This is a genomic window from Sphingomonas sp. SP5 (assembly GCF_058313455.1).
The window spans coordinates 339,694-365,678 of sequence record NZ_JBZFLF010000004.1 but is presented as its reverse complement, the minus strand read 5'-3'; the positions used below and the strand labels follow the sequence as shown (position 1 = coordinate 365,678).

At 68.8% G+C, this 25,985-nt stretch carries 24 protein-coding genes; 9 read left to right on the top strand and 15 right to left on the bottom strand.

Annotated elements, in window-relative coordinates; genetic code table 11:
• The first annotated feature begins 59 nt into the window (after window positions 1-59).
• The 3 genes from rpe to purH all read left to right on the top strand — a co-directional run bounded on the left by rpe (window position 60) and on the right by purH (window position 4,183).
• The gene (gene rpe, locus AC4GY7_RS12610; protein WP_443583551.1) at window positions 60-716 is read left to right on the top strand and encodes a ribulose-phosphate 3-epimerase; all 657 of its coding nucleotides are present in this window, start codon (window positions 60-62) and stop codon (window positions 714-716) included.
• The gene (locus AC4GY7_RS12605) at window positions 713-2,446 is read left to right on the top strand and encodes a heparinase II/III family protein (protein ID WP_491114584.1); all 1,734 of its coding nucleotides are present in this window, start codon (window positions 713-715) and stop codon (window positions 2,444-2,446) included. Before rpe ends, AC4GY7_RS12605 begins: the two co-directional genes overlap by 4 nt.
• 165 nt (window positions 2,447-2,611) lie before the next feature.
• Window positions 2,612-4,183: a bifunctional phosphoribosylaminoimidazolecarboxamide formyltransferase/IMP cyclohydrolase gene (purH, locus tag AC4GY7_RS12600; RefSeq protein WP_491114581.1), complete on the top strand. Its 1,572-nt coding sequence runs from the start codon at window positions 2,612-2,614 to the stop codon at window positions 4,181-4,183.
• A gap of 269 nt (window positions 4,184-4,452) precedes the next feature.
• Here the strand turns inward: purH and AC4GY7_RS12595 are convergent, their stop codons facing one another.
• From AC4GY7_RS12595 to AC4GY7_RS12585, 3 genes are all read right to left on the bottom strand, one after another.
• Window positions 4,453-5,967 carry a lipopolysaccharide biosynthesis protein gene (locus AC4GY7_RS12595; protein WP_491114578.1) on the bottom strand — a complete coding sequence of 505 codons (1,515 nt, stop codon included), beginning with the start codon at window positions 5,965-5,967 and terminating at the stop codon, window positions 4,453-4,455.
• A gap of 121 nt (window positions 5,968-6,088) precedes the next feature.
• A complete protein-coding gene (gene polA, locus AC4GY7_RS12590; protein ID WP_491114575.1) occupies window positions 6,089-8,842 on the bottom strand; it encodes a DNA polymerase I in 2,754 nt (917 codons plus the stop codon).
• Window positions 8,843-9,289: 447 nt separating this feature from the next.
• The gene (locus tag AC4GY7_RS12585) at window positions 9,290-10,363 is read right to left on the bottom strand and encodes a serine hydrolase (RefSeq protein ID WP_443583703.1); all 1,074 of its coding nucleotides are present in this window, start codon (window positions 10,361-10,363) and stop codon (window positions 9,290-9,292) included.
• Window positions 10,364-10,585: 222 nt separating this feature from the next.
• Here AC4GY7_RS12585 and AC4GY7_RS12580 point away from each other — a divergent pair, with 222 nt between their 5' ends.
• Window positions 10,586-12,361 (top strand): thiamine pyrophosphate-requiring protein, encoded by a 1,776-nt coding sequence (locus AC4GY7_RS12580; RefSeq protein ID WP_491114572.1) that lies wholly within the window; start codon window positions 10,586-10,588, stop codon window positions 12,359-12,361.
• Window positions 12,362-12,469: 108 nt separating this feature from the next.
• Here the strand turns inward: AC4GY7_RS12580 and nadB are convergent, their stop codons facing one another.
• From nadB to AC4GY7_RS12565, 3 genes are read right to left on the bottom strand one after another with little or no spacing between them, the layout of a single operon-like run.
• A complete protein-coding gene (gene nadB, locus AC4GY7_RS12575) occupies window positions 12,470-14,047 on the bottom strand; it encodes an L-aspartate oxidase (protein WP_491114569.1) in 1,578 nt (525 codons plus the stop codon).
• Window positions 14,044-14,433, bottom strand: coding sequence for an endonuclease domain-containing protein (locus tag AC4GY7_RS12570; RefSeq protein ID WP_491114566.1), 390 nt, complete (start codon window positions 14,431-14,433; stop codon window positions 14,044-14,046). The genes nadB and AC4GY7_RS12570 overlap by 4 nt, the downstream gene beginning before the upstream one ends.
• Window positions 14,434-15,393: an ABC transporter ATP-binding protein gene (locus AC4GY7_RS12565; RefSeq protein WP_491114563.1), complete on the bottom strand. Its 960-nt coding sequence runs from the start codon at window positions 15,391-15,393 to the stop codon at window positions 14,434-14,436.
• 193 nt (window positions 15,394-15,586) lie between these two features.
• Here AC4GY7_RS12565 and AC4GY7_RS12560 point away from each other — a divergent pair, with 193 nt between their 5' ends.
• Window positions 15,587-15,820: a zinc-finger domain-containing protein gene (locus AC4GY7_RS12560; protein ID WP_443583543.1), complete on the top strand. Its 234-nt coding sequence runs from the start codon at window positions 15,587-15,589 to the stop codon at window positions 15,818-15,820.
• A gap of 18 nt (window positions 15,821-15,838) precedes the next feature.
• The gene (tldD, locus tag AC4GY7_RS12555; protein WP_491114560.1) at window positions 15,839-17,281 is read left to right on the top strand and encodes a metalloprotease TldD; all 1,443 of its coding nucleotides are present in this window, start codon (window positions 15,839-15,841) and stop codon (window positions 17,279-17,281) included.
• Here tldD and AC4GY7_RS12550 read toward each other — a convergent pair.
• Both AC4GY7_RS12550 and AC4GY7_RS12545 read right to left on the bottom strand, forming a co-directional pair.
• A complete protein-coding gene (locus AC4GY7_RS12550; protein ID WP_443583541.1) occupies window positions 17,278-17,568 on the bottom strand; it encodes a CcdB family protein in 291 nt (96 codons plus the stop codon). The two genes, tldD and AC4GY7_RS12550, sit on opposite strands and share 4 nt — an antisense overlap.
• A complete protein-coding gene (locus tag AC4GY7_RS12545) occupies window positions 17,568-17,813 on the bottom strand; it encodes a type II toxin-antitoxin system CcdA family antitoxin (protein ID WP_443583540.1) in 246 nt (81 codons plus the stop codon). Before AC4GY7_RS12545 ends, AC4GY7_RS12550 begins: the two co-directional genes overlap by 1 nt.
• Window positions 17,814-17,860: 47 nt before the next feature.
• Between AC4GY7_RS12545 and AC4GY7_RS12540 the strand changes: the two genes are divergently transcribed.
• The 3 genes from AC4GY7_RS12540 to AC4GY7_RS12530 all read left to right on the top strand — a co-directional run bounded on the left by AC4GY7_RS12540 (window position 17,861) and on the right by AC4GY7_RS12530 (window position 19,919).
• Complete coding sequence (locus tag AC4GY7_RS12540; RefSeq protein ID WP_491114557.1) at window positions 17,861-18,061, top strand: putative signal transducing protein; 201 nt, start codon at window positions 17,861-17,863, stop codon at window positions 18,059-18,061.
• Window positions 18,062-18,201: 140 nt separating this feature from the next.
• Window positions 18,202-18,540: a P-II family nitrogen regulator gene (locus AC4GY7_RS12535; protein ID WP_017980283.1), complete on the top strand. Its 339-nt coding sequence runs from the start codon at window positions 18,202-18,204 to the stop codon at window positions 18,538-18,540.
• Between the two features lie 8 nt (window positions 18,541-18,548).
• Window positions 18,549-19,919: an ammonium transporter gene (locus AC4GY7_RS12530; protein ID WP_491114553.1), complete on the top strand. Its 1,371-nt coding sequence runs from the start codon at window positions 18,549-18,551 to the stop codon at window positions 19,917-19,919.
• A gap of 253 nt (window positions 19,920-20,172) precedes the next feature.
• Here AC4GY7_RS12530 and ribH read toward each other — a convergent pair whose 3' ends face one another.
• From ribH to gltX, 7 genes are all read right to left on the bottom strand, one after another.
• On the bottom strand, window positions 20,173-20,592 hold the full coding sequence (gene ribH / locus AC4GY7_RS12525; protein WP_443583537.1) for a 6,7-dimethyl-8-ribityllumazine synthase: 420 nt from the start codon (window positions 20,590-20,592) through the stop codon (window positions 20,173-20,175).
• A gap of 2 nt (window positions 20,593-20,594) precedes the next feature.
• Window positions 20,595-21,737, bottom strand: coding sequence for a 3,4-dihydroxy-2-butanone-4-phosphate synthase (ribB, locus tag AC4GY7_RS12520; protein ID WP_491114549.1), 1,143 nt, complete (start codon window positions 21,735-21,737; stop codon window positions 20,595-20,597).
• On the bottom strand, window positions 21,721-22,332 hold the full coding sequence (locus AC4GY7_RS12515) for a riboflavin synthase (protein WP_491114546.1): 612 nt from the start codon (window positions 22,330-22,332) through the stop codon (window positions 21,721-21,723). Before AC4GY7_RS12515 ends, ribB begins: the two co-directional genes overlap by 17 nt.
• Before the next feature lie 11 nt (window positions 22,333-22,343).
• Window positions 22,344-23,357, bottom strand: a complete 1,014-nt coding sequence (gene ribD, locus AC4GY7_RS12510) for a bifunctional diaminohydroxyphosphoribosylaminopyrimidine deaminase/5-amino-6-(5-phosphoribosylamino)uracil reductase RibD (protein ID WP_491114691.1) — start codon at window positions 23,355-23,357, stop codon at window positions 22,344-22,346.
• A 20-nt stretch (window positions 23,358-23,377) separates the two neighbouring features.
• On the bottom strand, window positions 23,378-23,725 hold the full coding sequence (locus AC4GY7_RS12505) for a hypothetical protein (RefSeq protein WP_491114543.1): 348 nt from the start codon (window positions 23,723-23,725) through the stop codon (window positions 23,378-23,380).
• A gap of 118 nt (window positions 23,726-23,843) precedes the next feature.
• Window positions 23,844-24,521 carry an energy transducer TonB gene (locus AC4GY7_RS12500; protein WP_491114541.1) on the bottom strand — a complete coding sequence of 226 codons (678 nt, stop codon included), beginning with the start codon at window positions 24,519-24,521 and terminating at the stop codon, window positions 23,844-23,846.
• A 119-nt stretch (window positions 24,522-24,640) separates the two neighbouring features.
• Window positions 24,641-25,981, bottom strand: a complete 1,341-nt coding sequence (gene gltX, locus AC4GY7_RS12495) for a glutamate--tRNA ligase (protein WP_491114538.1) — start codon at window positions 25,979-25,981, stop codon at window positions 24,641-24,643.
• Window positions 25,982-25,985 lie beyond the last annotated feature (4 nt).

Below are 25,985 nucleotides of genomic sequence, written 5' to 3'. Positions count from 1 at the left end.
GCGCCGCGTCGTGCCGGCACAGTTGTAATAGAGGGACAGCAGGCTACAGAGTCGGGGTCATGCAGCCGGTCCGTATCGCCCCCTCCATATTATCCGCCGACTTCGCCAAACTGGGCGAAGAGGTGCGTGCCATCGATGCGGCGGGGGCGGACTGGATCCATATCGACGTGATGGACGGGCATTTCGTGCCCAATATCACCATCGGCCCGGCGGTGGTGAAGGCGCTGCGGCCGCACACCGCCAAGCCGTTCGACGTCCACCTGATGATCTCGCCGGTCGACCTCTACCTCGATGCCTTCGCCGAGGCCGGGGCCGACTGCATCACCGTCCATCCCGAGGCGGGGCCGCACATCCACCGCACGGTCCAGCACATCAAGGGGCTGGGCAAGCGCGCCGGCGTCGTGCTCAATCCCGCCACGCCGGCCAAGATGCTCGATTACCTGATCGACATGGTCGACCTGGTGCTGGTGATGAGCGTCAATCCCGGCTTCGGCGGCCAGCGCTTCATCGACAGCCAGCTCAAGAAGATCGCGGCGATCCGCAAGATGATCGATGCCACCGGCCGCAGCATCGACCTGGAGGTCGACGGCGGGGTGGACGCCGAACATGCCGCCCGCTGCATCGCCGCCGGGGCCGACGCCCTGGTCGCCGGCACGGCGGCGTTCAAGGGCGGACCCGACGCCTATGCCGCCAACATCGCGGCCCTGCGGGGATGAGTGCGATCGCGCCGCAGGGCGAACCGGACGGCATCGAAGAGGGAAAGCGCCTGATGCGCGTCGGCGGCGACAAGGGGCTCAGCCTCGCCGAGCGCCTGTCCGAACGCTTCCACAAGCTCACCTGGCGCACGCCGATCCACGCCATGCGCCTGAAGGGGCGCTATCCGCTGAAGCTGATCGCGGTGCCGGACGACCCGGTCATCGGCGACGTGCGGCGCGGGCAGGCGATTCTGCGTGGTGAATTGAGCTTCCGCGGCGAAACGCATCCGATCGACACGCTCGCCTTCAAGCGCGGCGACTGGGGGCGGCCGTTCGCCGAATATGTCCACAGCTTCGCCTGGCTGCGCGACCTGTCGACGGTGGCGACGCGGGCGCAGGGCGCGCCGATCGCCGAGGCGCTGATGGCGCGCTGGCTCGACGATTACGCCGAACGGGTCGATGCGCTCGCCTGGCGGGCCGACCTGTGGGGCCGGCGGCTGCTGTTCTGGACGGCGCATGCGCCGCTGATCCTGTCGTCGACCGACCTCGTCTATCGGTCGAGCGTGCTCAACACGCTGGCGCGCGGCGCGCGGCACCTCGATCGCGGCGCGGACAAGGCGCCGCCGGGTGCGCAGCGCATCGCCGCCTGGTCGGGCGTGGTCGCCGCCGGGCTGCTGATCCCGGGCGGCGACCCGCGCAGGAGCTTCGGCGAAGCGGGCCTCGCCCGCGCGATCGCCGGCGGGCTCAGCGACGATGGCGGCTCGGTGTCGCGCAGCCCGGCGATGCTCGCCGACACGATCATGCTGCTCGCGATGCTGCGCGAAACCTATGCCGCGCGGCGCGAGGACCTGCCGCAGGTGGCGCAGAACGCGCTGGCCAAGGCGGTGCCGGCGCTGCTCGGCATGATGCACGGCGACCGCCAGCTGTCGAGCTGGCAGGGCAGTGGCCCCGCCACGCCCGACGCGCTCGCCGCGGTGATCGAGGCGAGCGGCATCCGCACCCGGCCGCTGCGCCAGGCGCGCGACTGGGGGTATCAGCGGCTCGCCGCCGGCGGCACGGTGCTGATCGTCGATGCCGCGCCGCCACCGATCGCGCGGCTGGTCGAGGGGGGCTGTGCCTCGACGCTGGCGTTCGAGTTTTCCGATGGCGATGCCCGGCTGGTGGTCAATTGCGGCGGCGCGCGCGAAAGCCTGCGCCAGCTGCCCGATGCCATCGCCGAGGGGCTGCGCACCACTGCGGCGCATTCGACGCTGACCGTCGGCGATTCCAACTCCACCGCCATCCACGCCGACGGCACGCTGGGCCGCGGCGTCGGCGAGGTCGAGTTGTCGCGCCAGGAGTCGGACGTCGCCAGCCGGATCGAGGCGAGCCACGACGGCTATGTCCGCCGCTGGGGCTTCGTTCACCGCCGCCAGCTGATGCTGACCGGCGACGGCAAGGAATTGCGCGGCGAGGATGCGCTGCTGCCGCAAGGGCGCCGGCGCAAGCTCGGCGTGGTGCCGTTCGCGGTGCGTTTCCACCTGGGGCAGGGCGTGCAGGCTTCGCCGACCGCCGATGGCCTCGCCGCGTTGCTGCGCCTGCCCGGCGGCGCCTTGTGGCAGTTCCGCTGCCGCGGCGGCGCGCTGACCATCGAGGATTCGCTGTGGATCGATGGCGAGGGGCGCCCGGTCGCGACGCAGCAGCTCGTCGTCAGCGGCGAAGCCCCGGCGGGCGGCGCCAACGTCAGCTGGGCATTGAAGCGCGCGGTCTGACCGTTCCTCCCCGGCACGGGGAGGTGGCAGTGCGATAGCGCTGACGGAGGGGGCTTCCGCAGGCAAGGCACGTGCGGCCTCCCCTCCACCACCCCTCCCCGGGCCGGGGAGGATTAGCTACATCCGCCCTGTTCGACCGGGCGATCCGCCGCTAGAGGACCCGCCATGTCGACCCTACCCATTCGCCGCGCCCTGCTGTCCGTCTCCGACAAGACCGGGGTGGTCGATCTTGCCCGCGGACTTGCCGACAAGGGCGTCGAACTCGTCTCCACCGGCGGCACGGCCAAGGCGCTGCGCGATGCCGGCCTCACTGTGCGCGACGTGTCGGACCTCACCGGCTTTCCCGAGATGATGGACGGCCGCGTCAAGACGCTGCACCCGATGGTCCATGGCGGCCTGCTGGCGGTGCGCGACGATGCCGATCATGCCGCCGCGATGGCGCAGCACGGCATCGGCGGAATCGATCTGGTGGTGGTGAACCTGTATCCGTTCGAGGCGACCGTGGCGCGTGGCGCCGATCGCGACACGGTGATCGAAAATATCGACATCGGTGGCCCGTCGATGGTGCGCTCCGCCGCCAAGAACCACGCCTATGTCGCGATCGTGACCGACCCCGCCGATTATCCTGCGCTGGCGAGCGGCGAGACGACGCTGGAGCAGCGGCGCCTGTTCGCCGCCAAGGCCTTTGCCGCCACCGCCGCCTACGACGGCGCGATCGCGCGCTGGTTCGGCACGGTCGATCAGGGCGAGGCGTTCCCGCCGGTGCTGCCGGTGACGATGCGGCGCGCGGCATCGCTGCGCTACGGCGAGAACCCGCATCAGTCCGCCGCCTTCTACACCGCCTACACCGCGAACGACGGTGTCGCCGGCATCGGCCAGGCGCGGCAGGTGCAGGGCAAGGAGCTGTCGTACAACAATCTCAACGACGCGGACGCCGCGCTGGAACTGGCCGCCGAATTCCGCGACGCCGATCCGACCTGCGTCATCGTCAAGCACGCCAATCCGTGCGGCGTCGCTACCGCGGCGACGCTGGCGGACGCCTATGCCCAGGCCTTCGCCTGCGACACGGTGTCGGCGTTCGGCGGCATCATCGCGGTCAACCGGCCGCTGGATGGCGCGACGGCCAGGGCGATCACCGGCATCTTCACCGAAGTGGTGGTCGCGCCGGACGCCGACGAGGAGGCGCTGGCGCTGTTCGCCGCGAAGAAGAACCTGCGCCTGCTGCTGACCGGCGAACTGCCCGACCCGCACCGCGCCGGCCGCTTTGCCAAGACGATCGCCGGCGGCTGGCTGGTGCAGGATCGCGACGCGGGCGTGCCGGGGGACCTCAAGGTCGTGACCCGTCGCGCGCCGACCGCGCAGGAACTCGCCGACTGCCGCTTCGCCTGGACGGTGGCGAAGCACGTCAAGTCGAACGCGATCGTCTATGCCAGGGACGGCGCCACCGCCGGCGTCGGCGCGGGCCAGATGAACCGCCTGGAGTCGGCACGCATCGCCGCCTGGAAGGCGAAGGACGCGGCCGACAAGGCAGGCTGGGCGCAGCCGCGCACGATCGGCTCGGCGGTGGCATCGGACGCCTTCTTCCCCTTCGCCGACGGCCTGCTCACCGCGGTGGAAGCGGGCGCGACGGCGGTGATCCAGCCGGGCGGCTCGATCCGCGACGACGAGGTGATCGCCGCAGCGGACGAAGCGGGCCTGGCGATGATCTTCACCGGCATGCGCCACTTCCGGCATTGATGCAGAGGGCGCACCGCGTCCTCTGTCCTATTTGGAAAAGCTATGAAACGAAGGGCGAGGGCCGATTCGGTCCAGCGCTCCTTCTCATCGCCGCCGCCATGCACTGCGCCCGCGAAACACCGTCTTCGGTGAGACTTTTGTGACCTTTCGCAGCCGGTCTGCCGTTGGGCTGATCGAACCTCATCGTTCGCCCTGAGCGTGTCGACGGACCTGAGTCTCACAGGTGCTTCGACACGCGCAGCACGAACGGGACGATGCTATGCCATCCTCTACCGCACCGGCGATCCGACGTTGGGCAGCGTCGCTTCCTCCGCGGACGGCATCTTGCCGAACAGCGCACGGTCGGCGGGGCCGAACGCCCAGCGCCACAGCACGAAGAGGTAGGTGGCGGCGATCGCCGGCTCGCCGCCGACCAGCTCCAGCCATTCGAAATGGTGCGGCAGCAGGGTGAAGGCGCCGCCGACCACGATCGCCGCCACCGCCGCCCACAGGAGCGGCCAGCGCCACGGCGATACCGGTGCCGACAGGATGTGCCCCAGCAGTCGCGCCTTCACCACCGAGGTCAACCCGACGCTGACCATCAGCGCCACCGCCGGCCCCGCCGCCTGCCATGTCGTCGGCCAGCCCGCCCCGCGCATCGCCAGGATCAGGACGAAGCTCAGCACGATCTGCACCGCGAGCATCACGACCGAAATCACCAGGTTGCGGTGCCGCGCCGTATAGACCAGCGCCGATTCGCACACCGCCCCGGTCGAGGCGAGCACCTCGGCGAACAGCAGGAAGCCGAGCGCGGCGCTGCCCGCCACGAACTGCGGCCCGACGACGCCCATCACCGCTTCCGCCGGGATCGATCCCATCAGCGCAAGGCCGGTCTGCGCCGCCATGATCCAGAAGGCGACCTGCCGCACCTGGTTGGCGATGGCGGCGCGGTCGTTCACGGCGAGGCTGCGGGTGATGACCGGCCCCAGGATCGGGTCGAAGCTCGTCTTCAGCTTCTGCGGCAGCGAGGCGACCTGCTGCGCCATGTAGTAGATGCCGACGATCTTGGGCTCGAACATCACGCCCAGGATGAACCGGTCGACGTTGCGGCTGCCCCATTCCAGCGCATCGGCGCCGGCGAGCGGCGCATTGGCGCGCGCGAGCGCGAACAGCGGCCCGATCTGCGGCGACCAGCCGTGCGGCATGCCATAGCTGCGCAGGAAGGGCACGAAGCTCGCGATCAGCGCCGCGGTCATCGACGCGACATAGGAGAGGACGAGGCCGTCCTTGATCGTGAAGAAGGAGAATATCCAGGCGGCGATCGAGATCGTCCACGGCTCCACCACCGCACGCGCGGTCACCGCCGCCTTGACGTCATGGCGATAGGCGAGCGCGGCGAGGCTGACGTCCGACCAGGCGATCGCCAGGATGATGCAGGGCAGGAACCGGTCGAGCCCGGTCACCTGCGTGTTGGCATACATCACTTGCGGGAAGGCAATGAGGATGGCGCTCGCCGCGATCGACATGACGAAGGCGACCGCCAGCGCGTCCCACACGACGCAGGCGTGAGGCTGGTCCGATCCCGACAGCGCCTGCGCCAGCCCGCGCTTGAGGCCCAGCGTCGCGACCAGCGCGGCGAGTTCGACCACCACCACCGCCAGCGCGAACCGGCCGACGAGGTCCGGCCCGTAGAGCCGCCCGGCGATGAACAGGAACGGGATGCGCGCGGCCAGGCGCAGCACGAATCCGGCGATGTTGGTGCGGCCGCCCTTGGCGAGGGCGTCGATATCCTTGGTTTCGGTCACGGCAAGACGGGCATGCTGCCCTCACCCTGCGCCGCCTTCGGCGTCTTCTCCCTCTCCTGCTGGGAGAGGGAGGGAGCGGCGTAGCCGCGGAAGGGTGAGGGTGGGCGCGAGACGGCCAGGATCAATGCGCCGCCCCCCAGCTCGCGCCCACACCGATCTCGATCCCCAATGGCACCGACAGCGTCACCGCCGGCGCCGCCGCCTCGGCCATCACCCGTTCGATCACCGGCTTGGCCGCGGCGACATCGCCTTCGGGCAATTCGAACACCAGTTCGTCGTGCACCTGGAGCAGCATCTGCACGTGCGGAAGCCCCGCGGCGAGCAGCGCCGGCTCCATCCGCACCATCGCACGCTTGATGATGTCGGCGCTGGTTCCCTGGATCGGCGCATTGATCGCGGCGCGCTCGGCACCCTGGCGCTCGTGTTGCACCTTGCTCGATATGCGCGGGAAGTGCGTCTTGCGGCCGAACAGTGTCGTCGTGAAGCCGCGCTGGCGGACGCTCTGCGTCGTCTCGGCGATATAGGTCTTGATGCCGGGGAAGCGGTCGAAGTAGCGATCGATCATCGCCTGCGCCTCGTCCGCCGAGATATCGAGCCGCCCGGCCAGGCCCCAGCGGCTGATGCCGTAGAGGATCGCGAAGTTGATCGTCTTGGCGCTCGCCCGCGTGTCGCGGTTGACCTCGCCGAACAGCTCCTGCGCCGTCAGGCTGTGGATGTCGTCGCCATTGGCGAACGCCTCGCGCAGCTGCGGCACGTCGGCCATGTGCGCGGCGAGCCGCAGCTCGATCTGCGAATAGTCGGCGGCGAGGATGACGTTGCCGGCGTCCGCGACGAAGGCGTCGCGGATCTGCCGTCCGACCTCGGTGCGGATCGGGATGTTCTGCAGGTTGGGCTCGGTCGAGGAGAGGCGCCCGGTCTGTGCGCCGGTCAGCGAATAGCTGGTGTGGACGCGGCCTGTCCGGGGGTTGATCTCGTTCTGCAACGCATCGGTATAGGTGTTCTTGAGCTTGGTCAGCTGCCGCCACTCAAGCACGCGCGCGGCGATATCCGCACCGGGCGAATCCTTATCGGCTGCGATCCGCTCCAGCTCGTTGACGTCGGTCGAATAGACGCCGGACTTGCCCTTGCGGCCGCCCTTGATGCCCATCCGCTCGAACAGCACGTCACCCAGTTGCTTGGGGCTGCCGATGGTGAAGGGCGCGCCGGCGAGGCCGTGGATCACCGTCTCCAGCTCGCCGATCTGGCCGCTGAACTCCGCCGACAGCGCCGACAGGCGCTCGCGGTCGACCTTGATCCCGCGCGTCTCCATGCGGGCGATCACCGGCACCAGCGGCCGGTCAACCATCTCGTAGACGCGCGTCGCCTCTTCGGCCGGCAGGCGCGCCTTGAACCGCTTCCACAGGCGATAGGTGACGTCGGCGTCCTCGGCGGCGTAGCGCGTCGCGGATTTGAGGTCGACCTCGTGGAAGCCGCGCTGCGACTTGCCGGTGCCGACCACGTCCTTGAAGGCGATGCAGCTGTGCGACAGGTGCGTGGCGGCGAGCTCGTCCATGCCATGGCCGTGCAGCCCGGCGTCGAGGTCGAAGCTCATCACGATCGTGTCGTCGTGCGGCGCCACGCTGATCCCGCACAAGCCCAGCACGATCATGTCGAACTTGAGGTTGTGGCCGATCTTGAGGACCGATGCATCCTCGCACAGCGTCTTCAATCGCGCGAGCGCCTCGCCGCGATCGATCTGTACCGGCACCTCGGCCAGCAGGTCGCTGCCGCCATGGCCGAGCGGAATGTAGCAGGCGCGGTTGGCACCCAGTGCCAGGCTGACGCCGACCAGATCGGCGCGCGTCGCGTCGGTGCCGGTCGTCTCGGTGTCGATCGCCACCCAGCCCTGATGCTGCGCCGCCGTCACCCAGCGGTCGAGCGCCTCGGCATCGACCACCGTCTCATAGGCGTCGTGCTCGCATGGCGGGTCGGGCTCGAACGGCACGTCGGCGGGTTCCGCGACGGGCGCGTCGGCGACCTGCCCCAGCCGGGCGAGCAAGGTCTTGAAGCCGTGATGCTCCAGGAAGGCGCGCAAGGGCGCATCGGGGATGCCCTGCAAGGCCAGCTCCTCCAGCGGATGCTCCAGCGGCACGTCGCAGGCGAGCGCCACCAGCTTGCGCGACAGGCGTGCCGCCTCGGCATGCTCGATCAGATTGTCGCGCAGCTTGCCCTTCTTCATCGCCGGCGCCGCGGCGAGCACCGCCTCGACGTCGCCATGTTCCTGGATCAGCTTGGCCGCGGTCTTGGGGCCGACGCCCGGCACGCCCGGCACGTTGTCGACTGCATCGCCCATCAGCGCCAGCACGTCGCCCAATTGCTGCGGGCCGACGCCGAACTTCTCGACTACCGCCTCCGCACCCAACCGGCGGTTGTTCATCGTGTCGTAGAGGTCGAGGCCCGGCTCGATCAGCTGCATCAGGTCCTTGTCGGAACTGACGATCGTCACCTGCCACCCCTGCGCCAGCGCCGCCTTGGCATAGCTCGCGATCAGGTCGTCCGCCTCCCAGCCTTCCTCCTCGATGCACGGCAGCGAGAAGGCGCGGGTGGCGTCGCGGATCATCGGGAATTGCGGAACCAGATCCTCCGGCGGCGGCGGCCGATGCGCCTTGTACTGGTCGTACATCTGGTTGCGGAAGGTCGACGAGGATTTGTCGAGGATGACCGCCATGTGGGTGGGGCCTTCCGCCTTGTGCAGCTCGTCGGCGAGCTTCCACAGCATGGCGGTATAGCCATAGACCGCCCCCACCGGCTCGCCATGTCTGTTGGTGAGCGGCGGCAGCCGGTGATAGGCGCGGAAGATATAGCCCGAGCCGTCGACGAGATAGAGATGGGGCATCGTGGATGCCGTTTAGCGGATCGGCGGAATGGCACCAACCGATCCTTGGCATGCGGCCAAGCTGTGGAGAGGTGTGGCTTTGGCGCCACAACTAAAACGTCCCTCGGCGCCCCCGCAGGCGAAGGGTGGACGGGGCGTCTCCGCAACCACGCCGCTGGACGCCCCCTCCGTCACCACTTCGCAGCGCTTCCTCCCTTTGCGAGCAGGGTTATCGGATACCGGCTGTCTGGTACGTGGTGGTGTTCTTCAATCCTCTGTCATGCCGGACTTGGTCCGGCATCCACCGTGCCGCACACCGATACGCTATTGATTAGGCAGCGCGGTGGACCCCGGAACACGTCCGGGGTGACAAGGACACTGGATGGGATGCTCCTTCCCCCGAAGCCGGCAGCCGATCTAGCCATATGCGATGGCCCTGCCTTGGCGTGGGACGCGGACGAAAAGACGTTACGCGCGCGATCCCCCGGCGTAATCCGCCACCGCGGCGGCCACCGCCTGGATCAGCTGCTGGCGCTCGCGGATCGGGCGGCGGCTGTCGCCGATCATCACCGCGATCGCATAGCGGCGGCCATCGGGTGCGGTGAGCAGGCCGACGTCGTTGAACCCGGCATTGCGGGTGCCGAGGTCCTGGCCGGTGCCGGTCTTGTGCGCGATCTTCCAACCCGCCGGCAGCGCGGCGCGCAGGCGGGCGCGGCCGGTGACCGAAGCGCCCATCGTATCCAGCAGGATGCGCGTCGAGGTTTCGGTGAACAATTCGCCACGGGCGAGGCGGGCCAGCGCATCGGCGATGGCGAGCGGTGCGGCGCCATCGGGCGGATCGTTGACATAGGCGTCGAGCGCCGCGGTCCGCACCGCCGGATCGAGCCGCGAGCGCGCCGCCTCGAAGCCGCCGCCCTGCGCCATCGCCTGGTTCCAGGTGAGGCCGGCGGTCTTCGACTGGAGCAGCCGCTCGCCGGGACCGAAGCGGATATCGCCCAGCTGCTTGCGCTCGATCATCGCACGCACCGCGGCGGGGCCGCCGACATAGGTCAGCAGCCGGTCGTTGGCGGTGTTGTCGCTATGCGTGAGCGCGCGGGTGAGCAGTTCGCCGACGGTGGTGTGATAGCCGTCGCCCTTCACCAGCATCGCGATCGGCTGGTGGAACAGCGTCAGGTCCTCCGGCCGGACGACGACCGGATCGTCCAGCCGCGCCTTGCCCTGGTCGCGCAGGTCCATCAGCGTCATCGCGACCCACAATTTGCTGACCGACTGCTGCGGCATCCGGGTGCGGGCGCCGGGCGAGGTGACGGTCCAGCCTTCGTCGACCGCGCGGATGGCGATGCCGAACTTGCCGTCGAAATTGCGGGCGAGCGCGTCGATCGACGCGGTCAGTTGCGCGGGCGCGACGCGATGGGCCGGCGGTGCCGCGGCGGGGATGGGGATCGACACCTCGACCGGCGGCGACACCGCCGGCGCAGGCCCGCTGCCGCTCGGTCGTGACGGCGAGCTGCACGCCGCCGTCCAGGCGCAGGTTCCGACAATCAGGATCGTGGTGGCCACCCGGCCGTACGCTGTCATACTGTGGCTGAGGCCCCGCTTCGCAACGCCTGCAATCCTTAGCTGCGGAATGGTTTGCGGAAACCGGCACCGCCACCCGCTGCGACGAAGCGCGGCTGCGGCGCGGCGAGTTGCGCGACGCAACATCGCGCGCCGCCATCCGTTGACGCCGCCTTCGATCGAGACGGGACAGACACTATGGCGGAGATGACCAGCGACGCGTTCGTGGAGCGGCTGAAGGCGTGGGGCGTCACCCGCATCTACGGCTATTCGGGCGACGGCATCAACGGCGTGCTCGGCGCACTGCAACGCGCCGAGAAAGCAGGAGAGGGCATCGAGTTCATCCAGGTCCGCCACGAGGAGATGGCGGCGTTCATGGCGACCGCGCATGCCAAGTTCACCGGCGAGATCGGCGTCTGCCTGTCCACCGGCGGCCCCGGCGCGACGCACCTCTTGACCGGCCTCTACGATGCCAAGCTCGATCATGCGCCGGTCTTCGCCATCGCCGGACAGGCGGAAACGACGGTGCGCGGCGCCAGCTACCAGCAGGAACTGAACCTCGACCGCCTGTTCGCCGACGTCGCCGATTACGTGCAGGAGGTGAGCGCACCCGCGCAGATGCGCCACGTCACCGACCGCTCGATCCGCATCGCCGTCGCCAGCAACGGGGTCGGCGTGATCGTGCTGCCCAAGGACGTGCAGGACGAGGCCTATGAGGAGCCCAAGGTCGCGCACGGCTTCACCCGGTCGGGCGTCGGCTACAGCCGGCCGCGGATGGTACCGCAGCTGGCCGACCTCGCCCGCGCCGCCGAGGTGCTGAACGCAGGGAGCAAGGTCGCCATCCTGATCGGCGCCGGCGCGCGCGAGGGCGCAGATGCGGTGGTGCGGATCGCCGATCTGCTCGGCGCCGGCATCGCCAAGGCGCTGCTCGGCAAGGACGTGCTGCCCGACGACCTGCCGTTCGTCACCGGTGCGATCGGCCTGCTCGGCACCAAGCCGTCGTGGGACCTGATGCAGGGCGCCGACACGCTGCTGATGATCGGCACCGGCTTCCCCTGGGCGGAGTTCCTGCCCGCGGACGGCAAGGTGCGCGCGGTGCAGATCGACGTCGATGCCGGCATGCTCGGCCTGCGCTACCCGACCGAGGTCAACCTGCACGGCGGCGCCAAGGAGACGCTGGAGGCGCTGATCCCGCTGATCCATGCCAAGGCCGACCGCAGCTGGCGCGAAGGGATCGAGGCGGGCGTCGCCGACTGGTGGCGGACGCTGGAGGGCCGCGCGCATGCCGAGGCGAAGCCGGTCAATCCGCAGCGCGTGGTGTGGGAGATGTCGCCGCGCCTGCCCGCCGACGCGATCGTCACCTCCGACAGCGGCTCCTGCGCCAATTGGTATGCGCGTGATTTCCGGGTGAAGAAGGGGCAGCGCTCGTCGTTGTCGGGCGGCCTTGCCTCGATGGGCGCGGCCGTGCCCTACGCGATCGGCGCCAAGTTCGCCTTTCCGGAACGGCCGGTGGTGGCGCTGGTCGGCGACGGGGCGATGCAGATGAACAACCTCGCCGAGATGATCACGGTGCAGAAATATTGGCAGCGCTGGGCCGACCCGCGCTTCGTCGTCTGTGTCTTCAACAACGAGGACCTGAACGAAGTGACCTGGGAACAGCGCGTGATGGAGGGCAATCCGCGCTTTCCCACCACGCAGGACCTGCCCGACGTCCCCTACGCCCGTTTCGCCGAGTTGATCGGGCTGAAGGGCATCTTCGTCGACCGGCCGGAGGACCTCGGCGCGGCGTGGGAGGCGGCACTCGCCGCGGACCGGCCGGTGATCCTGGAGGTGAAGACCGACCCGGAGGTTGCGCCGCTGCCGCCGCACCTAACGCTTGCCGAGGCGAAGGCGTTCATGACCTCGATGGCCAAGGGTGATCGCGGTGCCGGCCGCGTCCTCGCCGACACCGCGCGGCAGCTGTTCAAGGAGGTGACGGGATAAGGCGCCGCCCTCACCCTCACCCTTCCGGCGCTTCGCGCCTCCCTCCCTCTCCCAATGGGAGAGGAAGGGAGCGGCGCAGCCGCGGAAGGGTGAGGGTGAATGCGCCGTCTACGGCACCAGCACCGTATCCACCGCCTCCGCCAGCATGCCGGGATAATCGAGCGTATAATGCAGCCCGCGGCTCTCGTGCCGGTGCAGCGCCGATCGCACGATCAACTCCGCCGTCTGGAGCAGGTTGCGCAGTTCGATCAGGTCCGGCGTGACGCGGAAATGGCCGTAATAATCGGCGACTTCTTCAGTCAGCATCTGGATGCGGTGTTGCGCACGCTCCAGCCGCTTGGTGGTGCGGACGATGCCGACGTAATTCCACATGAAGCGGCGGATCTCGGTCCAGTTCTGCTTGATGACCACCTCTTCGTCCGAATCCGTGACGCGGCTCTCGTCCCACGGCCGGATCACCGACACCGGCGGCAGCGCGTCCCAATGCGCGGCGATATGGTCGGCGCATGCCTTGCCGAAGACGAAGCATTCGAGCAGCGAATTGGAGGCGAGGCGGTTGGCGCCGTGCAGCCCACTCTCGGTGCACTCGCCCGCGGCATAGAGGCCGGGCAGGTCGGTGCGCCCGTCGCGGTCGATGACGATGCCGCCGCAGGTATAATGCTGCGCCGGCACCACCGGGATCGGCTGGCGCGTCATGTCGATGCCGAGGCCGATCAGCTTTTCGTAGATGTTGGGGAAATGGCCGCGGATGAAGTCGGCGGGCTGGTGGCTGATGTCGAGGTGGACGCCGTCGAGGCCGTAGCGCTTGATCTCGGCATCGATCGCGCGCGCCACTACGTCGCGCGGCGCAAGCTCCATTCGCTCCGCGTCGTAATAGCTCATGAAGCGCTTGCCGGTCGTCGGGTTGATCAGCCGCCCGCCCTCGCCGCGCACCGCCTCGGTGATGAGGAAGTTCTTGACGTCCAGATGGTAGAGGCAGGTCGGGTGGAACTGCATCATCTCCATGTTGGAGACGCGGGCGCCGGCACGCCATGCCATCGCGATCCCGTCCCCGGTCGCACCGCGCGGCGCGGTGGAGAACAGGTAGGTGCGGCCCGCACCGCCGGTGGCGAGGATCGTCGCCTTGGCGGTGTAGAGGTTGACGCGTCCCGTGCCCCGGTCGACCGCGTAGACGCCCCAGACGTTGCCCGCGCCCGAATAGCGCTGCTCGTGCCGGCTGGTGGCAAGGTCGATCGCCACCTGGTCGGGGATCAGCGTGATGTTGGGATGCGCCTCCGCGGCGCGCTGCAGCGCTTCCTGCACCGCCCAGCCGGTGGCATCGGCGACATGGACGATGCGCCGGTGCGAATGGCCGCCTTCGCGGGTGAGATGCAGGGCGTTGCCCTCGGTCGCGAAAGGCACGCCGAGTGCGGTCAGCCGCTCGATCGCGGCGGGCGCGCATTCGACGACATATTCCACCACGTCGCGATCGTTGAGGCCCGCGCCCGCGACCATCGTGTCCTCGACATGGTGCTCGAACGTGTCGCCCGGTTCCAGCACCGCGGCGATCCCGCCCTGCGCCCAGGCGGTCGACCCTTCGTTCAGCGCACCCTTGGCCAGCACGGTGACGCGAAACCGCTCGGCAAGGTTGAGCGCCGCGGTGAGCCCCGCAGCACCGGACCCGACGATGAGGACGTCGGCGGTCATAAACTCCCCTCCCGCTCGCGGGAGGGGCTGGGGGTGGGCGTGTCCGCAAGCGCCTCGCCGATAGCGGTCACCACCCCCTCGACATTCCCCATCACGTCGGCGTTACCGAACCGCAGCACGCGATACCCCTGCTGTTGCATGAAGCGATCCCGTCGCGCGTCAGCTTCCGGTGAAACGGCATGCGTATCGCCGTCCAACTCGATCACCATCTTGGCGCGCCGACAGAGGAAGTCGCAGAAATAGGGGACCAGCGGCATCTGCCGGCTGAACTTGTGACCGCCCAACCGGTTGCCGCTGAGATACTGCCACAAACGCCGTTCCGCCGGGGTCGCCTCGTGGCGCAACTCCCTTGCCCGTGCGGTATTCCGCGGCTGCCATTCCGGCATCTACGCAGGCCCACCCCCAGCCCCTCCCGCAAGCGGGAGGGGAGCAGAAGATCGCGTCAGGCTGAGGAACACGTCCTCCAGATCCGGCTCCTTGGTGGAAACGTCGACGATGCCGAACCCGCCGTGCTGCACCGCGGCCAACACTTCGCCGGCGTTGACCCGGTCCTTGGCGTAGGTGATCTCCAGCGTGCGCGTGCCCTTGAGCACGATCCTGCCGAAGCACGCGTTCTGCGGCAGCGTCGCCACGTCGCGGTCGACCGTCACCGCCACCACCTTTTCCTGCGCCTTGCCGACCAGCTCGCGCGTCGGCTCGTTGGCGATCAGCCGGCCGTGGTTGATGATCGCGATGCGATCGCACAGTTCCTCGGCCTCTTCGAGATAGTGCGTGGTCAGCACCACCGTGACGCCTGCGGCGTTGAGCTGGCGGACATAGGCCCACAGCTGCTGGCGCAATTCGATGTCGACGCCCGCGGTCGGTTCGTCCAGCACCAGCACGGGGGGTGAATGGACCATCGCCTTGGCCACCATCAGCCGCCGCTTCATGCCGCCCGACAGCGTGCGGGCATAGGCGTTCGCCTTGTCCTCCAGATGCACGGCGCGCAGCAGGTCGAGGCTGCGGCGTTCGCCCTTGGGCACGCCGTAGAGGCCGGCCTGGATCTCCAGCGTCTCGATCGGCGTGAAGAAGGGGTCGAACAGGATCTCCTGGTTGACGATGCCGATCGATGCCTTGGCGTTGCGCGGGTGCGCGTCGATGTCGAAACCCCAGATCGCCGCCTGACCGTCGGTCTTGTTGACCAGGCCTGCCAGGATGTTGATGAGCGTCGACTTGCCTGCGCCGTTCGGCCCGAGCAGGCCGAAGATCTGCCCCCGCGGCACGTCGAAGGTGATCCCGTCGAGCGCGCGCTTGCCGCCCTGATAGGTCTTGCAGAGGTTCTGGATGCGGATCGCGGCCTCGGTCATGCGGGCGGCATACGCCGCTCTCCGCGCGGTGCAAGGAAATCCTCCCCGGCACGGGGAGGGGGACCAGCGAAGCTGGTGGAGGGGCGGCCCCGCGCCCAGGTCCTGCCTGGCTGCCCCTCCGTCAGCCTGCTGCTGCCACCTCCCCGTGCCGGGGAGGATTGAAGAGGGCAGGCGGCCTTGCTATCCGCAGGCCATGATCCCGCCGCCCGAAACCGTCCGCGTATCGCAACGCCGCGTCGCCTGTGACGGCGCCACCGACATTCCCGGCGGCGCCGCGCTCGGCCACCCTCGCGTCTTCCTGCAGATCGACGAGGAAGGCTATGTCGACTGCGGCTATTGCGATCGCCGCTTCGTGCTGATCGGCGGTCCGGCGGACGGCGCCGACCAGTCGCAATTGCGCGACCACCCGGATGGCGCCAGCGTCTAGAGCGCCTATATCGGCGGCATGACCCTGTTATCGCCCGCCGCTGCCGATCCCCGCGCGTTCCTCTACCGCGACGCCCTGTCGCCCGACGCCGCGCTGCGCCTCACTGCCGAAACGCTCGGGCGCGCCGATGACGGCGAACTCTACCTGCAATATCGCAAGGCGGAGGCGTTCGGCTTCGACGACGGCCGATTGAAGACTGCGAGCTACGACACCAACGCCGGCTTCGGCCTGCGCGCGGTGTCGGGCGAGATGACCGCCTTCGCCCATGCCAACGAACTGTCGGAAGCCGCGATCCGCCGTGCCGGCGAGACGATGGCGCTGATCGATCCGTCCGCGGGCACCAGGGCGCCGCCGCCCCAGGGCAACAACCGGCACCTCTATACCGACGCCGATCCGCTCGACCTGGTGCCGTTCGCCGACAAGGTCAATCTGTGCCAGACGATCGATGCGGCGGCGCGGGCGCGCGACCCGCGCGTCGCGCAGGTGTCGGTCGGCCTGTCGGGCACGTGGAGCGTGGTCGAGATCGTCCGCCCGGACGGCTTCGTCGCCACCGACGTGCGGCCGCTGGTCCGGCTCAACATCCAGATCGTCGTGGAGCAGAACGGCCGGCGCGAGACGGGGTCGTTCGGGATCGGTGGACGCTATCTCTACGACCGCCTGTTCGACGCGAGCGTCTGGAACCGCGGCATCGACGAGGCGCTTGCCCAGGCGCTCGTGAACCTCGAATCCGTCGCGGCGCCGGCCGGCGAGATGACCGTACTGCTCGGGCCGGGCTGGCCGGGCGTGATCCTGCACGAGGCGATCGGCCATGGCCTGGAGGGCGACTTCAACCGCAAGGGGACGAGCGCCTTCTCCGGCCGCATCGGCGAACGCGTCGCGGCGCCGGGGGTGACCGTGGTCGACGACGGATCGATCCCCGACCGGCGCGGCTCGCTGTCGATCGACGACGAAGGCACGCCGACCGGCGAAACGGTGCTGATCGAGGACGGCATCCTCAAGGGCTATATGCAGGACCGGCTGAACGCGCGGCTGATGGGCGTCGCGGCGACGGGCAACGGCCGCCGCGAAAGCTTCGCGCATGCGCCGATGCCGCGGATGACCAACACCTTCATGAAGGGCGGCAAGGACGATCCCGCCGAACTGCTTGCCCGCGTGAAGCGCGGCATCTTCGCCAAGAGCTTCGGCGGCGGGCAGGTCGATATCGTGTCGGGCAAGTTCGTCTTCAGCTGCACCGAAGCCTATCTGATCGAGGACGGCCGGATCGCCGCGCCGATCAAGGGCGCGACGCTGATCGGCGATGGTCCGTCCGTGCTGACCAAGGTGACCGGCATCGGCAACGACTTCGCGCTCGACGAAGGCATCGGCGTCTGCGGCAAGGGCGGGCAGAGCGTGCCGGCTGGCGTTGGGCAGCCGACGCTGCTGGTCGACGGGCTGACGGTGGGCGGAACGGCGGCGGGCTAAAAGCCGGTCACGAGCAGATCGAGCGCGGCCTTTATTTCATATTCGTGCTCGTCCAAGCGCGCAACGGTCGCCAGAATATCGCGCTTGCTAATACTGCGAGCCAATGGCGTAATCATGGTGAGTAGCTGACCATCGACGAGGAAGGTCGGCGTTAATCGTGGAAGGTCAACACGATCGGCTCTACGGAGCGGAACAACGAATCGCGTCGGTAGATCGACGAGGAAGTTGGACTGACAGTCCAGTACGATCACATCGCCGGTCACGCGCAGCGCGTCGAATTGGGCCATCAAAGCGACGCCAGATGCGCCAGCGGATCGCCATGCTCTTCATACCACTCGTTGAAGCGTCCCACTGCTTCACGGTTTTCTTCGCGCCAACGGTGTTCACGGGCTTCCTTGACCGCGACGCGCAGAGCCGCTTCCGTCACGCGCGACAGATTGACTCCCGCTTCGCGTGCTGCGGCCACTATGCCAGTGTCGAGTGAGACGTTGACCGGCCGCCGCTTGGTCGGTGTTATGGCATCATGTTTCATATGGTAAATGTATGCGCATGCCTATTGCGCGTCAACGGAGCGCATCCATGTCCCTTGTCGAACTCGGCCGCTACGATCGCAACCTCGCCAACATCATCGTCGGGCGGCTGGCGGCGGAGGGGATAGAGGCCATCGCCTTCGATGGCGGGGCGAGCATCGCGGATGGCAGCTACCTGCTGATCCCCGTCAGGGTGATGGTGGACGAGGACGATCTGGCGGCCGCCCGCGGCATCGTCGATGCTGCCTGAATTTTGGGCAGGCCGCCGCACCTGCACAATAATCTAACGTAAATCGGTCCCGCGCGGCCACCGGCCGCGCTGGAATCGCGCCGTTACGCATCTGGCATGACGTTTGCGATGGCCATCCTCGTGCAATCGAGGGGGCAGGGATGAAGCTGGTCATTGCGATCATCAAGCCGTTCAAGCTCGACGAGGTGAGGGAAGCGCTCACCACGTTGGGGGTGGCGGGGATGACGGTTACCGAAGTCAAGGGGTTCGGCCGCCAGAAGGGCCAAACCGAAATCTACCGCGGCGCCGAATACAGCACCAATATGGTGCCCAAGATCAAGATCGAGGTGGTCTGCGCCGCCGACCTCGCCGACCGCGTGGTCGAGGCGATCCAGGCCTCCGCCAACACCGGCGCGATCGGCGACGGCAAGATCTTCGTGCTCGACGTCGGGCAGGCGGTGCGCATCCGCACCGGCGAAACCGACGACAGCGCGCTCTGAGGGGGGTGATGATGAAGCATGCACTGAAATACGCCGGCGTCGCGGGGCTGATCGCCCTGGCGTTCGCCGCCATGCCCGCCTGGGCGCAGGATGCGGCGCTGCAATCGCCGCCCGCCGCCGCGCCCGCCGCGACGGTGAACAAGGGCGATACCGCGTGGATGATGACCAGCACGGTCCTCGTCATGATGATGATCCTGCCGGGCCTCGCCCTGTTCTACGGCGGCCTCACCCGCGCCAAGAACATGCTGTCGGTGATGACGCAGGTCGGCGCGGTCGCCTGTCTCGCGATGCTGATCTGGGTGATGTACGGCTACAGCCTCGCCTTCGGTCCGGACATGGCAGGTGGCGGCTTCCTCACCAACTTCTTCGCCAGCTTCGACAAGGCGTTCCTGAAGGGCGTCACCGCCGCCTCGCAATCCGCGACCTTCACCGCCGGGGTCGAGATTCCTGAATATGTCTTCGTCAGCTTCCAGATGACCTTTGCCGCGATCACCGTCGCGCTGGTGCTGGGGTCGGTCGTCGAACGCATGAAGTTCAGCGCGGTGATGGCCTTCGCCGCGGTGTGGCTGACGATCGTCTATTTGCCCGTAGCGCACATGGTGTGGGCATCGTCGGGCCTGTTCTTCAAGGCCGGCGCGCTCGACTTCGCAGGCGGCACGGTGGTGCACATCAACGCCGGCGTCTCCGCACTGGTCGCCTCGCTGATGCTCGGCAAGCGGATGGGCTATCCGACGACGCCGATGCCGCCTCACTCGCTGACGCTGACCGGCGTCGGTACCGGCCTGCTCTGGGTCGGCTGGTTCGGCTTCAACGCCGGCTCGGCGCTGGAGGCCAATGGCTCGGCGGGCCTGGCGATGATCAATACCTTCGTCGCCACCGCATCGGGCGGGCTGTTCTGGATGCTGATCGAGCGGGTGCGCGGCCACAAGGGCTCGGCGCTCGGCTTCTGCTCGGGCATCGTCGCCGGCCTCGTCGCGGTGACGCCGGCTGCGGGCAATTCCGGGCCGTTCGGCGCGATCGTGCTCGGTGCCGTCGCCTCGGTGGTCTGCTTCTTCGCCGTATCGGTGCTGAAGCCGCGCCTCGGCTATGACGACGCGCTCGACGCCTTCGGCGTGCACGGCATCGGCGGCATGATCGGCGCGATCGGCACCGGCATCGTCTACGCGCCGTCGCTCGGCGGCCCCGGTGCGGCGGATTACGACATGGGTGCGAAGCTGCTCGTGCAGCTCGGCGCGGTCGCGACCACCATCGTCTGGGCGTCGATCGGCACCGCCATCGCGATCACCGTCGCCAAGGCGCTGACCGGCCTGCGGGTCGCTCCCGAAGTCGAGCAGGAAGGCCTCGATCTCGGCGAGCACGGCGAGCGCGCCTACAACTGATCGCCATTCTCTGATCGGGCGCGGGGGCAGCAGACCCCCGCCCCCCACGACGTTCCTCCTGCGGACGACCCTGACCCGGTACGGCGACGTACCGGGTCTTTTTTGGTTCGCGCGAAGAGGCGAAGACGCGAAGAGGGCGCGCATTGGACAGGCGTCAGCCTGCCTCTCGGCATCAAGATCGCTGCCGCGGGTACCACTTCTTCACGGCTTCGCGGTGTCGCGCGAACTCTCCTGATCGACGCTGCGCGTAAGGTCAGGCGAACTGGCGGCGCAGGTCCAGCATCGCCAGCGCCGCCAGTGCCGCGCCGCCGCCCTTGTCGAGCTGCGCGGGATCAGCGCGGACGATCGCCTGCGCCTCGTTTTCGGTGGTGAGGATGCCGTTGCCGATGGCGAGGCCGTCCATGGTCAGCGCCATGATGCCGCGAGCGCTCTCGTTGGACACGATCTCGAAATGATAGGTCTCGCCGCGGATCACCACGCCCAGTGCGACGAAGGCGTCGTACCGGTCGGTATCGGAGGCCAGCGCGATCGCGCCCGGCACCTCCAGCGCGCCCGGCACGGTCACCGTCTCGTGGCTGTGTCCCGCCGCCTCGATCGCGGCGCGGGCGCCGGCGAGCAGCATGTCGTTGAGGTGATCGTAGAAGCGCGCTTCGACGATGAGCAGGTGCGCCATGGTCAGTCCTCGCTGCCGCCGACGGCACGTTCGCCGACGATCGATAGGCCATAGCCGTCGAGCCCGATCAGCGTGTGGTGCGTGTTGGTGAGCAGCACCATCTCCTCGACGCCCAGTTCGGTCAGGATCATCGCGCCGACGCCATAGTCGCGCAGCTGCTCCATGTCGGACGCCGGCAGCGTTCCCGCCTTCGCCTGCAGCGCGACGGTGAACTGGTCGGCCCGCGGCCGGTTGATAACGACGATCACGCCCGCGCCTTCCTCCGCGATGATCTCCATCGAGCGGCGCAGCAGGCCGGCGCGATCGCCGCCCTCGCCGAACAAGTCGGCGAAGGGCGACAGCGCGTGCATCCGCACCAGCGTCGGCCTGGTCGGATCGACCTTGCCCTTCACCAGCGCGATCTGTTCGCTGCCGGTCGCCTTGTTCCAGAAGGTCATCGCGGTCCACTCGCCGCCCCATTCGCTGACGAAGCGCGCCTCGGCGCGCTTCTCGACGAGATGGTCGTGGCGGCGGCGGTAGGCGATCAGGTCGCGGATCGTGCCGATCTTGAGATTGTGGAACTGCGCGAAGGCGACGAGGTCGTCGAGCCGCGCCATCGTGCCGTCCTCGTTCATGATCTCGCAAATCACGCCCGAGGGGTTGAGCCCGGCGAGCCGCGAGACGTCGACCGCCGCTTCGGTATGGCCGGTGCGCACCAGCACGCCGCCGTCGCGCGCGACCAACGGAAAGACGTGGCCCGGCGTCACGATCTCGCTCGGCCCCTTCGACGAATCGATCGCCACCGCGACGGTGCGCGCGCGATCCGCGGCGGAGATGCCGGTGGTGACACCCTCGCGCGCCTCGATCGAGGTGGTGAAGGCAGTTTCGTGCCGGGTGCCGTTGTTGCGGCTCATCAGCGGCAGGCCGAGTTCGTCGACGCGTGCCTTGGTGAGCGCGAGGCAGATCAGGCCGCGGCCGAATTTGGCCATGAAGTTGATCTTTTCGGGCGTCGCCATCTGCGCGGGGATGACGAGGTCGCCCTCGTTCTCGCGATCCTCGTCGTCGACCAGGATGAACATCCGGCCGTTGCGCGCCTCGTCGATGATCTCTTCCGGCGCGGAGAGGAAGGCGTGGCGGAGCTTCGCCACTTCAGCTGCCTTGGCCACGGTAATGCTCCATACGTTGCAGATAGCGGGCGAGCACGTCGATCTCGATATTGACCGCCTGGCCTTGCGCCAGCGTGCCGAGCGTCGTCACCGCTTGGGTGTGGGGAATGAGGTTCACGGAGAAATGCGTCGCCTCGCCATGGTCCTCAACGGTGTTCACCGTCAGCGACACGCCGTCGATCGTGATCGATCCCTTGGGCGCGATGAACGGGGCGAGCGCGGCCGGCACCGCGAAGCCGATGCGGTGCGATTCGCCTTCCGGGCAGATGCCGAGCACGGTGGCGATGCCGTCGACATGGCCGGTGACGATGTGCCCGCCCAGTTCGTCGCCCAGCTTCATCGCGCGTTCGAGGTTGAGCCGCCGCCCCTGCGTCCACTGGTCGCGGGCGGTGCGTGCGATCGTCTCGCCCGACACCTGCATGTCGAACCAGCCCGGTCCCTTGTCGACGACGGTCAGGCAGACGCCCGAACAGGCGATCGACGCGCCGAGGTCGATCGTGCCGGTGTCGTAGGCGGTGGCGATGCGCACGCGCGTGTCGCCGTCGTGCTCGACGCGCTCGATGGTGCCGATGTCGCTGACTATGCCGGTGAACATGATCGTCCCTGTTATCGCGCCCGCTCGTAGACCTCGATACGGTCGGTGCCAAGCTGCCGTGCATCGGCAAGCCGCCACCGGCCATGCGCGGCGCCGAGATCGGCGAGGCCGATGTCGCCGACCGACGCCCTGCCGCCACCGATGACGATCGGCGCGCGGTAGAGGAGCAGGCGGTCGACGAGGCCGGCGCGGAGAAAGGCGGCGGCGGCGCCGGCGCCCCCTTCGACCAGCAGGTGATCGACCGGCAGGCTGGCGATGTCTGCCGGAGAGCTGATCCACTCCGGCTTACCCTCACCCTGCCGCACCTGCGGTGCTCCCTCCCTCTCCCATCGGGAGAGGGAAGAGGCGCGCAGCGCCGAAGGGTGAGGGTGGGTCGACAGCACCACCCGCAACGGGCCGCGCGCCTCCAGCCCCGCCAGCCGCACGTCGAGTCGCGGCGCATCCGCCTCCCACGTCCCGCGCCCGACCAGGATCGCACCCTGCCGGCTACGCTCGAGGTGCGCGTGGGCGCGCGCCTCCGGCCCGGTGATCCAGCGGCTGGTGCCGTCCGCCAGCGCGAGGCACCCGTCGAGTGAGGTCGCGAGCTTCAGCGTGACGAAAGGCCGGCCGAAGCGTTGCCGGGTCAGGAAACCCGCCATGCTCCGCGCCGCGGCCTCGGCACCTGCGCCCTGCGTCACCGCGATCCCCGCATCGGCCAGCCGCGCCATCCCGATGCGGTCGGTGCGCGGATCGGGATCGCCGAGCGCCACCACCACCCGTGCCACTCCCGCCGCGACCAGCAGGTCGGCACAGGCCGGCCCGCGCGACGACACATGGGCGCACGGCTCCAGCGTGGTATAGGCCGTCGCACCGCGCGCCTGTTCGCCCGCCTGCGCCAGCGCCATCGCCTCGGCATGCGGCCGCCCGCCGGGCTGGGTCCAGCCGCGGCCGACCACGCGGCCGCCCTGCACGATCACGCAGCCGACATTGGGATTGGGGGCGCTCGTTCCGCGGCTGCGTTCGCCCAGCGCCAGCGCCGCCCCCATCCAGCGCACGTCGCCGGCGCTTACAGCCCCCACTTGGTCATCGCATCGTCGACCGTCTTGAACTGGCTGCGCAGCTTGTTCTCGCGCGCCTTTTGCGCCGCGATGCGCTTGTCCTGGTCGACCTTGTCGATCGCCTGCTGCGCCTTGATCTGCGCATCGGTGCGGTCGGCGGCATAGTTTTTGAAGTAGATGATGTTGGGCTGATAGGGTTCGGGCGGAATGTCGTTGCGCATGAAGGCGTAGACGAAGAACCCGGTGATCGCCATCGCCGCGACCAGAAACCCCAGGTCGCGCGGTTCGCGCTGCGACAGGAAAAAGCGCAGATCCTTGTACGCGCGGACCGGCGAGAAGCGGCTGAAGAACTGCATGGATGAGATGTAGGAGCGCGGAAGCCTTTGGGCCAGCCCTTGTCGGATGCAGGCCGGTGCCGGATTGGCGCCCCGCATCGGCCGCCAGCGGGCTTTGCGCACCCGCCGGCGTCCGGCCTCAGTCGGCATCCTCCATGCGGAAGGTCAACGTCATCGTCCGCCACGCTTCCTCGGGCACGCTGCCGCGCGTCGCCGGCTTGAACCGCCAGGACCGCAGCGCGCGCTGCTGCGTCGCCTTCCAGAAATCGTCGCTGGTCGCGGTGACCCGTTCGATCTGCTTCACCCGGCCATCGACGCCGACCAGCACGCGCACGGTGACGCGGCCGTCGCGGTTGGCGCGGCGTTCGGCGGCAGGATATTCGGGCTGGAAGGCGTTGGCGTAGCGCGGATCGACCTGCGGGCCGATCAGCGGCAGCAACGGTGGTGCGGGTGGCGCCTCCACCAGCGGACCGGGATCATTGCCGACGATCGACCCCGTCACCGGCGGCGATTCGGTCACGCTGGTGGTGAAGTCCGATGTGCTGGGGATCGGGATCGGCGGCACCGGCGCCGTGATCTGCTCCATCGGCCGACTCGCGCTCATCTCGTGCGGCTTGGGCTGTGGCGCAGGCGGTTCGGGCGGCGGCGGCTCGTCGACGGGGATGTTGGTGGTGGTCAGCACATGCTCCGGGCCGTCGGGCAGGATCTTCGGTCCTGCGAACATCAGCGCGGCGACGAGCGCCACGTTGATCGCGACGGCGGCGGTAAGGCCACCGGGGTTGAAACGGGTCGGCTGGGCGTAGCGGTCGGCATACATGATCCGTCTCCTGTCTCGTCGTCTGGCTTCGAACCTATCTCCTGCAGGCCGTCAAATGTTACGATGTATCGTCACCATGTCAAGCCGTGCCGAAAGCACGGCGAGCCGTGGCCCTCGGATCAGGCGCTTGCGGCGGCTGAAAGCCGTGCGGTCGCCCGGTCGCGGCCGATCAGCGGCAGGAGCGCGGCCATGTCGGGTCCGTGGTCGCGCCCGGTCAGCGCCTGACGCAACGGCAGGAACAAGGCCTTGCCCTTGCGTCCCGTCGCCTCCTTCAACGCTCCGGTCAGCGCGTGCCAGGGATCGCCCGCCCAATCGATCGTCGCGGCATGGCGGGCCGCCTGTGCCAGATAGGCGCGGGCGTCTTCGTCCATCGCCGGGGGGGTGACCGGCCCCTCGATCACGTGCCACCAGTCCGCCGCCTCGGCGACCTGTGCCAGATTGGGGCGGACCGCGGCCCATTCGGCGGCCCCCATGCCGTCGGGCAGCCGCTCTGCGACTGCGGCATGATCCAGCTGGTGGACGATGCGCGCGTTGACCTGCGCCAGCTCCGCCTCGTCGAACCGCGCCGGCGCCCGGCCGAAGCGTGCGAAATCGAAGGCGGCGATCAGCGGCGCAGGATCGACCAGCGGCTCGACGGGATCGCTGGTGCCGATCCGCGCGAGCAGCGCGATCACCGCCTGCGGCTCGATCCCCGCCTCGCGGAAATGCGCAACGCCGAGCGAGCCCAGCCGCTTCGACAATTTGCCCTCTGCGCCGGTCAGCAGCGCCTCGTGCGCGAAGCGCGGCGGCGCCACGCCCATCGCCGCGAACATCTGCAATTGCAGCGCGGTGTTGGACACATGGTCCTCGCCGCGCACGACATGGGTGATGCCGAGGTCGGCGTCGTCGATCGCGGAGGGCAGCATATACAGCCACGATCCGTCGGCGCGGCGGATCACGGGATCGCTCATCGTGCGCGGATCGAACGCCTGCGGACCGCGGATCAGATCGTCCCACGTGATGGCGGCATCGTGATCCAGCTTGAAGCGCCAGTGCGGGCGGACGCCCTCGGCGTCCAGCGCGGCCCGCTCGGCATCGCTCAGCGTCAGCGCGGCTCGATCGTACACCGGCGGCAGGCCGCGCCCGAGCAGGATCTTGCGCTTGAGATCGAGTTCCTGCGCCGTCTCATAGGCCGGATAGATGCGCCCCGCCGCGACCAGCGCGTCGAAGCGCGCCTGATACAGTGCGAACCGGTCGGACTGGCGGACCTGCGCATCGGGCTCCAGGCCCAGCCAGGCGAGGTCGGCGCGGATACCCGCGACGAAGCGCTCCTCGGATCGTTCGGCATCGGTGTCGTCGATCCGCAGCACGAAGCGGCCACCCTGTCCCCGTGCGAACATCCAGTTGTGAAGCGCGGCGCGGATGTTGCCGACGTGCAGCGTGCCGGTCGGCGAGGGTGCGAAACGGGTGATGACGGTCATGGTG

Bases quoted from the DNA above. Each gene is read 5' to 3' on its own strand.
- rpe (WP_443583551.1), top strand. From the start codon at position 60: ATGCAGCCGGTCCGTATCGCCCCCTCCATATTATCCGCCGACTTCGCC.
- AC4GY7_RS12605 (WP_491114584.1), top strand. From the start codon at position 713: ATGAGTGCGATCGCGCCGCAGGGCGAACCGGACGGCATCGAAGAGGGA.
- purH (WP_491114581.1), top strand. From the start codon at position 2,612: ATGTCGACCCTACCCATTCGCCGCGCCCTGCTGTCCGTCTCCGACAAG.
- polA (WP_491114575.1), bottom strand. From the start codon at position 8,842: ATGCCCCATCTCTATCTCGTCGACGGCTCGGGCTATATCTTCCGCGCC.
- AC4GY7_RS12580 (WP_491114572.1), top strand. From the start codon at position 10,586: ATGACCAGCGACGCGTTCGTGGAGCGGCTGAAGGCGTGGGGCGTCACC.
- nadB (WP_491114569.1), bottom strand. From the start codon at position 14,047: ATGACCGCCGACGTCCTCATCGTCGGGTCCGGTGCTGCGGGGCTCACC.
- AC4GY7_RS12570 (WP_491114566.1), bottom strand. From the start codon at position 14,433: ATGCCGGAATGGCAGCCGCGGAATACCGCACGGGCAAGGGAGTTGCGC.
- AC4GY7_RS12565 (WP_491114563.1), bottom strand. From the start codon at position 15,393: ATGACCGAGGCCGCGATCCGCATCCAGAACCTCTGCAAGACCTATCAG.
- AC4GY7_RS12560 (WP_443583543.1), top strand. From the start codon at position 15,587: ATGATCCCGCCGCCCGAAACCGTCCGCGTATCGCAACGCCGCGTCGCC.
- tldD (WP_491114560.1), top strand. From the start codon at position 15,839: ATGACCCTGTTATCGCCCGCCGCTGCCGATCCCCGCGCGTTCCTCTAC.
- AC4GY7_RS12550 (WP_443583541.1), bottom strand. From the start codon at position 17,568: ATGGCCCAATTCGACGCGCTGCGCGTGACCGGCGATGTGATCGTACTG.
- AC4GY7_RS12545 (WP_443583540.1), bottom strand. From the start codon at position 17,813: ATGAAACATGATGCCATAACACCGACCAAGCGGCGGCCGGTCAACGTC.
- AC4GY7_RS12540 (WP_491114557.1), top strand. From the start codon at position 17,861: ATGTCCCTTGTCGAACTCGGCCGCTACGATCGCAACCTCGCCAACATC.
- AC4GY7_RS12535 (WP_017980283.1), top strand. From the start codon at position 18,202: ATGAAGCTGGTCATTGCGATCATCAAGCCGTTCAAGCTCGACGAGGTG.
- AC4GY7_RS12530 (WP_491114553.1), top strand. From the start codon at position 18,549: ATGATGAAGCATGCACTGAAATACGCCGGCGTCGCGGGGCTGATCGCC.
- ribH (WP_443583537.1), bottom strand. From the start codon at position 20,592: ATGGCGCACCTGCTCATCGTCGAAGCGCGCTTCTACGATCACCTCAAC.
- AC4GY7_RS12515 (WP_491114546.1), bottom strand. From the start codon at position 22,332: ATGTTCACCGGCATAGTCAGCGACATCGGCACCATCGAGCGCGTCGAG.
- ribD (WP_491114691.1), bottom strand. From the start codon at position 23,357: ATGGGGGCGGCGCTGGCGCTGGGCGAACGCAGCCGCGGAACGAGCGCC.
- AC4GY7_RS12505 (WP_491114543.1), bottom strand. From the start codon at position 23,725: ATGCAGTTCTTCAGCCGCTTCTCGCCGGTCCGCGCGTACAAGGATCTG.
- AC4GY7_RS12500 (WP_491114541.1), bottom strand. From the start codon at position 24,521: ATGTATGCCGACCGCTACGCCCAGCCGACCCGTTTCAACCCCGGTGGC.
- gltX (WP_491114538.1), bottom strand. From the start codon at position 25,981: ATGACCGTCATCACCCGTTTCGCACCCTCGCCGACCGGCACGCTGCAC.